We start from the raw sequence: 11404 nt of genomic DNA on the forward strand, positions 1-11404 counted from the left end.
TGAATTCTCCTTATATTGGTTGGTGGTACATTCAATATAACATGAAATTCACATGGCTTTTTTTATTTTAAGTGGCTAGGTTGATTATAAAATCTTCCAATGTTTTATAAAGTTTTAAAATATTTTTATTATTAAATGATATATATATGAAAGAAAAAAAGCTCTCTTCATAATACTTTGAAGAGAGTTTTCATATTATAAATAATTATATGAATAAACTTAAAATAACTAATGTAATTCCTGATACTGCCCAACCAATTGTTGTAGGAACTGACCAAACAAGTACCTGTTCTTTAACTTTTTTGATTCCCATCATTCTATTAACAACCCAGAATAAAGAATCATTAAAATAAGAGAAAATCATCGCACCAAATGCCGCTGCTTGAGCTGCAAGTACTGGATTAATATCTAAATTACCAAGTATTGGTGCAGAAATTGAAGCTGCAGTAATCATAGCAACTGTACCTGATCCTTGGATAAGTCGAACAAATGTGGCAATTAAGAAGGGAATAAGTACTGCTGGAACACTCCAAGTTACTACTTCTTCTGCAATAACTGTACCTGCGCCACTCTCCCTTAACACTGCACCAAATGCGCCACCTGCTCCTGTGACAAGTAAAATAATTCCAGCATTATTTAAACCAACTTCAAGTTCTTCGAGTGTTTCTTCTACAGTAAAACGTTTTGCTAATGTAAATAATGCAAATAGTAATCCAATCGCTACTGCAATAATTGGGCTACCTAAAAACGTTATATAAGAATGCACTGTTTCATTTATATGTATAACATCGATTTCAACGAGTGCATTAATACCTGTGTTTAAAAAGATCAGTAATAACGGAATTAAAATTGGCATCAGCGATAACGTAAAACCTGGTAATTCCTTTTCACGTTCACTCGCCTGGTTTTTAAAATCTTCAAACACTTCTTCAGTTGTCGGACGATAATACCCCTCACCATCCGCTTCAGGCAACTGATAAATCTTCTTTCCTAACCACTGTGCGTATAATACACCTGAAATTACGACTGGTATTGAGATAACTAAACCAAGTAATACCATTAGTCCGATATCTGCACCAAAAATACCTGCTACCCCGAGTGGTCCAGGTGTTGGTGGTACAGCATGGTGTGTTGCAGCTAAACCGATACCGAGTGCTACACCAAGTGTAATTACAGATTTACCTGTTTGGCGAGACAACGCTTTAACTAAAGGATGTAAAATAACGAATGCTGAGTCTACAAATATTGGAATTGAAATGATGTATCCTGCTAATGCAATCGCCCATTCTTCTTTTTTCTTTCCGACAAATTTAACGACTTGATAGGCTAATCTTTCGGCAGCACCAGAAATCTCCATCACTTTACCAATCATGATACCAAAACCGATAATAATACCTATCGAGCCTAGTGTCGAACCAAATCCTTGTGAGACGGCTGTGACGACGTCAGTCGGTTCCATACCACCAATTAAACCAGCAATAATTGCGGAAATTGTTAATGCTAAAAACACGTGAACTCTCGTTTTTAATACGAGAAAAATTAACAAAACAATTGCCACAATTAGACCTAAGATCATTTGTGCTGAAGATACTTCCATAATAGTTCCCCCTATTTATGAAAGGCGCTAGAATATGCGCCTATTAATTTCTAAAGCTAAGCGCATATTCTCCTGCTAATTTAATTGCTTCTTCCATCGATTCACTTGAAGCGATATTTTTACCAGCAATGTCAAATGCTGTACCGTGGTCAACAGAACTTCTTAGGAATGGTAATCCGTTTGTAATTGAAATTGTCTTATGAAAGTCCGTCATTTTAGCAGCGATATGACCTTGGTCATGATATAAAGAAATTACTGCGTCATATTTACCATTTAATGCTTGGAAAAATACGGAATCTGCAGGAACTGGACCAGTTACATCAAATCCGTCTTCTTGTGCTGACTTAATACCAGGAGTGATTTCTTCTACCTCTTCCATACCAAATAATCCGTTCTCCCCACTATGTGGATTTAAACCAGCAACGGCAAGTTTTGGTGACTCTACGCCTAACTTAATTAACGCATCATAAGAACGTTCAATATAATCACGCACACGCTCTTTAGTCATTTGGTCAATTGCATCTTTTAGAGATAAGTGACGTGTTAAGAAGAAAATTCTTAAGTTTAACACTTGGAACATTGTTAACGGATCGTGTGAATTCGTAAGTTCTTCTAGCATTTCTGTATGACCGATAAACGGTACTTTTGCTGCGTATAACGATTCTTTGTTAATAGGTGTCGTTGCGAGAGCATCTACTTCGTGTTTCATCGCAAGGTCAATTGCTTTTTCAATATAATCAAATGCTGCTTGACCACACTGTGCTTGAATTTCGCCAAATTTAAATGTATCCATATCTACATTGTTCATGTCAATTAAATCAATCGTATCAGTTGCAAACTTCGCATCTTTTACCGATTCAATGACGTTAATATTTAAATCTGTATTTGTTACTTCAAGCGCTCGTTCAATAACATCTTTGTCTCCTACAACCACAATATTAACACCGTCTAATACTTCTTCGTTTAAAAATGATTTAACTGTAATTTCTGGTCCAATCCCCGCTGGATCTCCCATAGGTACTGCAATAGTTGCTTTTTTACTCATTAAAATTTCCTCCTACTATTAAGTCGCTTTTAAATATTGAATTGCTTCATAAATTGTCCTGATGTCACCAATCATTCCACCCTTTGTTATAATTGGTAATCCATCATATTCACCATCAAGTAGTGTCCCATAAGCGGTAAGTGGTGCAACCTCATCTAATAACGTAATACCATTCGCATTCATAATGGATGTTAGAGATGCTGTAACGTCTCCCCCACTTGTGAAACACCCTTTAATCTCATAATTAGTTTCATCAATTACTCTTTTGGTTATTAATGCTAGGCCATCTGTAATACGTTTTGTAACTACTTCAGGACTTACATTGTTTTCACTTGCTATCTTTTGAATGTCAATAATTACAAGGTTTTCTTCGTTTGTAGTTATGATTAATATTTCGTTCTTCATAAGACTTAATTTTGACTGACGAACACATCTATCTATTTCTAGTTCGTACTCATCGTCAAAAGAAGCAAGTTTATAAATATCCGGTCGTACAGGGGGAACTCCTAAACGATCAATTAAATACGATAGTTGTTTTTCTGTTACCTTAGTTGCACTACCGACCGTAACGATAATTTTACTATCATCCACTTTATGATTAACTTTAAACTTCGCATATGAGGATGTAAAAGGTCCCGAGTCCACCGGGATAATTGCTATGTCTAATTTAGCTAATGCTTCTGCTATAAAGTCAATGTCATCATTAGTAGACGCATCAATCACAATAATCCTTTTACCTAAATCTACGTTCTTTTGAAATTCCTCAATAAACTTATTCGAATCATCTAAAACATTAATTGTTAAGAGTCCTACATTATCAATAGAATCTTTAGCATATTTAGACTGAGTTGCAATAATTTCTCTTATACAAGATGTACGAATCGGCATAATTGGATCATTAGCAGCATCTGTTTTATGTAACGGCACATTATTAACTACTAAATGGCCACCGATAGAGATACGCTGTGAGTCAGGAAACGAAGGTATAACAACAGCTACACTATCATCCCCTATGTAATCAAGAATTAAATCAATTTCATTTCCAATATTTCCTCGCATTGTTGAATCGATACGTTTACATATAAAATTGGCACCCCATTCATCTAAACTCTGTAAAGAATGATTTATACGTTCCTCTAGGAGGTCTTTTGCCATGTACCGACTATCTGTATCAATAATTACCGTATCGATGTTTGGATTATCTATAATATCCTTTTCACAAAAATATGTTGCAGGTCGAAAACCATTTTTACTCATACGAACCCCTGTTGCATTCGCACCAGTTAAGTCATCTGCAATAATTCCGATTTTCAATTAAAAAAACTCCTCAAAGCACTTTAGTAAATTGTTCTAAGTATTTCCTACTAGAAACACTTAAACCATCGTTTAGAATAATCAAATCAAATTCATTTAAGTTACAGATTTTTGAGTATGAAAAGCGATCTAGCTTACTGTCATCAACTAATAAACATGATTCTTTTCCACACTCTACCATTAATCTCTTCACATTGGCTTTTTCAGCTGTAGGTGCATAAATCGCTCCGTCATGAATCGCTTCAGTGGCTACAAAAGAAATATCAAATTTTTCTTCCTCTAAAAAGCGTGTCGTATGCGCACCATAAATAGAACCAACATTATTTTGAATCATGCCACCTGTTACAAGAACTGTATGATGGCTATCTACTAAAAACGAAGAAGACTTTATATCATTGGTACCAATAGTTAAAGTAAAGTTAACATCCTTCAGCAACTTAGCAAGTTCAAACGTCGTCGTACCTGCATCTAGAAAAATACGTTGATTCGGTTTTATAAACTTAAACGCTTTTTTAGCAATTTCTTTCTTCTCATCAATTTTAACAAGTTGTTTTTTAAAGAAAGGTAGTTCAGTTGATATATAATCAACTAGTACATAACCGTTAGTCGTTCCTAAAACCAACTCTTCCTCTTCAAGCTCTTTTAAATATCTTCTAACTGTCATTTCAGACACATTCAATAGTTTAGATAATGAAGAAATTGTGGCATTCTCATTTTCTGTTAAGTAATTAACTATCTTTAATTTTCTTGATTCTTTAGACAAAGCCATCACCTAGTTTTCATTATATTAACTTTTTAACAAAATGTAAATCTTTTCTGTTACTAATTAACAGTTATTAAATTCATTTTGATGATTTTTAACAGTTTATATTAGAAAAATATAAAGAAAGAGCTATCACAATGATGTAGTTCATCATGGATAGCTAATATCTTTTATATATCAACATGTCTAATCAAAACCTTAACATTCAAGTAGAAACTGAACTGCAGAATCTAATGAAATAAACTCTTCAATCAACAACGATTCTGAACAATTATCAACAGCAAGCCAAGTATCGTTGTCACGTGATAAGAAAAGACAAATTTCCTCAAAATAGAAATCCGTATTATTTATATATTTATCTAAAAGTACGTTGAGGTATGTTGGAGTGATCATATGAATGGTTTTAGAATCTATACTAAATTTATTAGACATTAAATACATCAATCCACCCTTTCAGTATTTACTCTATTATATATGATCAAAACAGAAAAACTCCCCTAAACATTACGTTTAGAGGAGTGAGTGATTATATTTTTCGCTTTAATTCCTCATTAATCATTGCTTCGATTTCTTTACGTTCGTCAAAGTCATGAGCTGGCATAACATATGTACCCTCAATTGCTTCCATCATTATATCTTCTTTTTCTTTTAGACGCTCATATATTTTTCTATCAATTGTATTCGTCTCAAATTTTTGTCCTTCTAACATAAAATAATAATAATTAGTTTCTGCATCATCAGGTAAACCCAATCGGTGTATACGGTCTCTAGACTGTAACATGTGAGTTAGATTAAATGAATACTCTAAATAAACAGCATCATGACACACATGGTGAAGTGAGACAGACTCTGCTAATGTATGTGGGTTAGTAATCAATACATCATATTTGTTATTTTGAAAGTCTGTAATGATTTTATCCCTAGTCTCTAAATCAATTCCACCATAAACGAAAGCGACTTTTAAACCTTTTTGCTCGAGTTGACTTGCTAACTTTTGCATCGTGTCTACAAATATACACCAAACAATTACGGTTTTTTTCTCATTAACTAACTCGACAATTTTTTCTTTTGCTTTATTATATTTAGTGGATTCACTGATTGTGTCAATAAGCTGCAATTCATCTTCAGTGAACCTAGGGGAATCTTCCATTTCATCAAAGTACTCAAAAACAACCTCATCATCATCAAATTTATCTGGATCTTCAAATTTATTAGTAAAAAGACGTTTATCTAGATTACGCTTTAACAGTTTAGGATTTGAAGAGAATTGTATTAATCGAGCGTATAAGACAAACGGTTGATGACGGTATTTTTTCCATAGTAAATCCAACACATCTTGCTCTTCTTCAGACGCTTCGTAACTATAAATATTATCTCTATTCGGTTCAGGCACTCCAAGCTCTGCCTTTGAAATTCTCCAATAAAATGGGTATAGACAATCGTTAAAGTCTTGAACATTACTGACATCTAAACGTTTTAATTGACTTGCATCATATTTAAAATATTCATCATACTCATCTCGATAAAGTATTTTTAAAAAGTTATGAACATCTTGATATCCATTAGGTATCGGGGTTCCTGTTAAAACAAATCTATAATTAGCATTCTGTGCAACATCAATTGCAATTGGACCTCTCTTAGATTCGACCCCTTTAACCTTATGTACTTCGTCATAAATAACCATTGTTTTATCATCGATTATTCTTTCGAGATGATTTTTGTATCTTCCAAGAGACTCATAGTTAAATAAGAATAGATTATAGTTATTTACGTTTCTAGTTAACATGTCCTCGCTAAATCCACCCGAGTGTATATCTAGTACTCTCAGTTCTCTTTTCCCTCCAAAAACTTCTTTAAATTCATCTCTCCATGATTTAAACGAGTTTTTAGGACCTATCATTACAATCTTATCGACTAAGTTTTTCTCTCTTGAAGAAAGGTAAGCATACGTTCCATATAGCATTGCTGTTTTACCAGAACCTGGGACAGAAAAATTGCCGCTTCTTTTCATAACAGCCATATAGTAACTGACCCATGCCTGAGCTTCTCGTAACGGTCGACTGACCTCTTTATTAACTATATTTACAAAATCTTTAAAGCTTTCTTGCAAGCTTGTATCTTTTGACTTAATTAACTTGCCTTGTTTTGAAACTTCTTCGATTTTATAAATACGACTCTCTATAAATTCATAAACTGAATTAGAAACCTCAAAATTAAAACTATGTCTTACACTCGCTTTTTTTACTAACATGATTAAATCTTGAATTTGTCTGTAGTTCAAATTATCGTTTACATGCCAAAATTCGTCGTTCTTAAAATAACCTGTTGAGCGGAGCTTTCTAAACTGTCGATGATTATAATTTAAATTATCTGAGCTTAGATTATTCAATATCCTTAGGTTTGACCCCTGCATATAGAACACTATTGCATCAGGAGTTAGAACAGTTTTGTCTACAATAATTTTTCCTTCACTGAACTCAGATAAACGCTTTATTATTAAATCGTTAAAATCTTTCACAAAAACAAAACTACGATCACCACTACCATCCCAAAGTCTGTCGAATCTTTTATCTAAATTACGAACTGGTTCATTACCAGATGGTAACCAATCTTTATTTACAAAGATACTTTCGTAATTTTTGAGTATTGCTGCTTCTGAGACATTTAAAGACCCTTGGAAAGCTAAAGAATTATTATAATTATCCTTGACGATACCAAACTTATCATGGAACAAACCTTCACCTTTAGTCATGAAACCTACTTTGATATCTACAAGACCAATTTCAATTAAATAAGCAAGGTTTGCAATATTCTTTTTAACATTCAAATCAGTCATATTCTTATTATCTAAAGCATCGAGTAAATTTTGTTTAATAGAAGTTCTATTTTCATATCCCTGCTTTATCAACTGGTAGTCTTTTTCTGATATTTCTTCAGAAATAATCAATTTTACTTTACCTTTATTACGTATTAATCCTTCTATTCCTTCAGAAAGATATGCAAGTGAAGCCGAGTTGAAAAATCCTGCTACTCGTTTATACTCTACTGCCTCTCTCAATACTTTATTAAAAAAATCATTCGCTAGATTATCATCAGCCGTATTATAACCTGATTTAACATCTAATTTATTCAGCATCTTCAAGAACTTCCCTTAAATCTTTTACAAGATTCTCAGCTTCAGATAAGTAGTCATTAAATCCGTTTCTTAGTTCATCATTAAAATAGGTTAAAGAGTTTTTATCAACTTGTTTAATGTTGTTTACTGCTTTTCTCAGTGCCTCTATTGGTTGATTTCTAGCGTCTTCTAATTTACTGCTATCTACTGCATCTTCTGTTACTTGAATGATGTTTTCTTGGATTTCTATAGGCACATTAACAATACCTGTTTTTTCGACTTCATCTTGAACTTCATTACTTGAAAGTACTTCATCAATCTTGTCTAGTGTATCTTCTGACTTCTCTAGTAATTCTTCTTTAAGCCTTTCGTCTTCTAATGGCTTTCTTAAGGCACGAATCATTCTAGTTGGGTCTTCTTTAAGCGTTAATAGGTTAGCAAAAAGAAACTCTTTAATTTCAAACAGTTTACTTTGATCTAATTTTCTTGATGATAAAATTAGATGAACTTCTCTTAAAGGTCCATCTACCTTTTGTTCCCTAGCAATATGAAACTTTTTAGGTTGGTGAAGAAACTCTAAATACTCTAGGAGTAATTCGGCAACTTCTTTATCTTTCTTCACTTCTGATTCTTTCATCTGAGCGTCTCGTGCATACTCTTTAATTGTGAATAAAGGTTTTCCCGTGTTTATATCTTCTGCGATTAAAGTTTCGTAAATGTCTACAAGCCTCTCAACTGGATTATAATCTACTCTTGTTTCTAGGCCATGCTGTAGATTTAGCTCTAATCTCTTAACATCTTTTTCATTATAAATTTTTCTATCTAAAATGACTGCGTCGATGTATTCAAACTTCGCACTATTACTCTCTTCTCTATTTAGTTGTCTTAAAACAGTAAACCTTCTATTACCATCGATAACAATACCATCAGATAAAACTACCGCTGGCTCCATTTGACCTAGTTCCCTTATATTATTCTTCGTATTATTAAATGCTTTAAAGTTACTATCAACAATGAACTTTTCGATAATTTTGTTAAATTCTTCTTTATCTTCTGGTAAAGGCCCTTCTTCATCTAAATATTGACTTACAAAAGTCGCAATTCTACCATTTTTCACATTATATTTTAAATGGTTTATCGGTATTCTATAAACATTAAGTACTTCGGTCTTTCCTTTCAATGGTAATTTCTTAGTCGATATTTTTTCGAAAGTTTGTTCCATTAAATTCATATCACACACTCCATATTATCTATAAATTTCTTTATAATAATCCTCAGCATATAAATAAAATCTCTCTAGTTCGCGAGAATAAAATATATCTTGGTTCTCTAATTCTCTAATTACATGTAATCTATCCACTTCAAACCCTGTTCGGATTTTTGTATCTTCAATAAAGTCATAAATATCAACACTTTTATTATAGACTAATATCTGGTCCATATAAAAATCAGCAAATGTTAATCTACCTTCATCCCTTTTATAGAATAGATAAGGGGTTGAGCGATTTAATCTATGAAACTCATCTGAATTGATTAAAATCTGTTCATAAAATTCAATTGGATAGCCCAATCCTAATAAACGATTGTCATACTTTTTTTCAAGTAATAAAGGTACTGTAAAATACTTTATGTCATCTAGACTCTTAATAAACTCAATAAACTCAATAAGTACATCTTTTTTCAATGATTCATTATCTACATAATTGTTAATTACCACATCTGAACTGTAATGTAATAAATCAAAATTTTTAAGAGAGTTACTTACAAACTCTTTACCTCTAACTGTATTAAGTATTTTATTGTTCTTTATTCTTATAATACGGGTTTCACCTAAATAATCTATTATCGCCTCTTCTACGTCATCATACAAATCAGTTGAATATACAACACCACGTTCAGCAGCAAAGCCATAATCTTTTAAATTAGTCATACTTAATTTATTTTCTTTTAATATGCTTTTCATATCATCATAGGTATAGATATTTTCTTTAAAATCTATTTTCTTTAGTTCAGTTTTTGTTTTCTTTACTTCTTCAGCTTTATTTAAATTGATTTTGACATAGCCATAATTATTGTTGATTTCATGATATGAAGCATATTTATTATTATGATATTCACGTAATAACTTTTTTAGTGTTTCTATATTCTCTATACCATGCTCATTTAGATGTTCCGAATGATTCTTATAAAGCGTGGTTACTGAATAACTTCCATATTTTAAATCTTTAAATAAAGCATTTAGAACATTATATCTATACGTCTTACTTCTTTTACTAGAAACATCAAGAAAATATTTTAGTGTACCGTCCGGCATATGTAGAGTATCTAACCTTATGAATTTTGGTAATTGCTCTAAACTTAATAGTAACTTTAAAAAATCTTCTATTGATGTAATACCAGCTCTAGTTAAGTAATTATGATGTCTAACAAATAATATATTTAAGCTAAAGCGACCCGGATTTAAATTATCTAAAACTGAGTATAGCCAAACTTTTACATTTGTATTGTCTCGATCTAATTTTTCTGATTCTTTTTCAACTATATTATCGTCAGAGCTTACCTTATCATCACTACTAGTTTCTAACACATTTTCTGAGTCTTCTTCAGTTTTTTCATTGATTAAATCCTCTTCACCACTATCTTTCCTTTTTTCAAATGTAGATGTATCAGGGTTTGAAGACTCTACATAGTCTATTTCGTTGTCTATTTCGTTAACTTTCAAGTCTTCTTCCTTTTTTTCGCTTTCTAATGTATCTATATAATCGTTTTGTTCTACCTTTTCATTATCTTCATTTTCAATCGCTTCTTCTATATTATTGGAATCTCTTACAATTACTATAAAACCAGTTTTTGCAGTATTTTTAATTACAACATTAATATTACTAGGTATTTGTTGTAACAATGTTTTTAGAAGCATTTTATTATCCATGGCATTAAACTCTAAAACTTCGAAATAATTATCATAAATATCTGTTAAAGTATATGTGCCAACTTTCAAGTCATCAAGTATGTCTCTTACAACGCTTAATTTATAAATATGGCTTTTGTTCTCGCCTATTCTTATATAGTCAAAATATTTACCATTTGAAGAGTGCAATTCAAAGAACTTCGATAAAGTTGATAGCTCTTTAAGTCCTTTTTCTAATTGACTAATTGTATTTATACCATTATTCCTAAGTATCTCTTCATTTCTTTTGTATAAAAACTCTATGCTATAAGAGGTAGTATCAAGGGTATTTACGATATTGAATAACACTCTTTTCACTTCAGGATTGACATAAATTTTTTCTTCGATATCTTTATGTATGTTATCTTTAATATTTTTTTGGTTCTTTTCTGTTTCAACTAATTCTACTTCTGTCTCAGAAGAATGAATTGTTTTATTATCATCATATTTTTTATTTTGATTTTCAATTAAATTTTTTTGAGTATTATAGTTTGAGTCAATTACCATTAATGAAGAATCACCATATGAAGTTTTAACAAATCTATAGTTATTTGGATATTCATCTAACTTAAAGATGTTATATTCAAATTCTTCAAAGGTTTTAATATTTATATTTGATAATT

At 31.7% G+C, this 11404-nt stretch carries 7 protein-coding genes; all 7 read right to left on the reverse strand.

Annotation, left to right across the window (positions count from 1 at the left end):
• Window positions 1–205 precede the first annotated feature (205 nt).
• Window positions 206–1597: a GntP family permease gene (locus tag BBS29_RS07815; RefSeq protein WP_068131075.1), complete on the reverse strand. Its 1392-nt coding sequence runs from the start codon at window positions 1595–1597 to the stop codon at window positions 206–208.
• 43 nt (window positions 1598–1640) lie between these two features.
• A complete protein-coding gene (pdxA, locus tag BBS29_RS07820; protein WP_068131078.1) occupies window positions 1641–2642 on the reverse strand; it encodes a 4-hydroxythreonine-4-phosphate dehydrogenase PdxA in 1002 nt (333 codons plus the stop codon).
• A gap of 18 nt (window positions 2643–2660) precedes the next feature.
• A complete protein-coding gene (locus BBS29_RS07825) occupies window positions 2661–3956 on the reverse strand; it encodes a four-carbon acid sugar kinase family protein (RefSeq protein ID WP_068131080.1) in 1296 nt (431 codons plus the stop codon).
• Between the two features lie 13 nt (window positions 3957–3969).
• A complete protein-coding gene (locus BBS29_RS07830; RefSeq protein ID WP_179853847.1) occupies window positions 3970–4719 on the reverse strand; it encodes a DeoR/GlpR family DNA-binding transcription regulator in 750 nt (249 codons plus the stop codon).
• Between the two features lie 526 nt (window positions 4720–5245).
• Window positions 5246–7855 carry an SNF2-related protein gene (locus BBS29_RS07840; protein ID WP_068131089.1) on the reverse strand — a complete coding sequence of 870 codons (2610 nt, stop codon included), beginning with the start codon at window positions 7853–7855 and terminating at the stop codon, window positions 5246–5248.
• On the reverse strand, window positions 7845–9065 hold the full coding sequence (locus tag BBS29_RS07845; RefSeq protein WP_068131091.1) for a ParB/RepB/Spo0J family partition protein: 1221 nt from the start codon (window positions 9063–9065) through the stop codon (window positions 7845–7847). The genes BBS29_RS07840 and BBS29_RS07845 overlap by 11 nt, the downstream gene beginning before the upstream one ends.
• A 15-nt stretch (window positions 9066–9080) precedes the next feature.
• On the reverse strand, window positions 9081–11404 hold a 2324-nt coding region (locus BBS29_RS08405; RefSeq protein WP_179853849.1), incomplete at its 5' end, for a hypothetical protein.

This window comes from Nosocomiicoccus ampullae (assembly GCF_001696685.1).
GTDB lineage: Bacteria > Bacillota > Bacilli > Staphylococcales > Salinicoccaceae > Nosocomiicoccus > Nosocomiicoccus ampullae_A.

Coding starts and splice junctions, on each gene's coding strand:
- BBS29_RS07815 (WP_068131075.1), bottom strand. CDS start 1,597: ATGGAAGTATCTTCAGCACAAATGATCTTAGGTCTAATTGTGGCAATT.
- BBS29_RS07845 (WP_068131091.1), bottom strand. CDS start 9,065: ATGAATTTAATGGAACAAACTTTCGAAAAAATATCGACTAAGAAATTA.
- pdxA (WP_068131078.1), bottom strand. CDS start 2,642: ATGAGTAAAAAAGCAACTATTGCAGTACCTATGGGAGATCCAGCGGGG.
- BBS29_RS07840 (WP_068131089.1), bottom strand. CDS start 7,855: ATGCTGAATAAATTAGATGTTAAATCAGGTTATAATACGGCTGATGAT.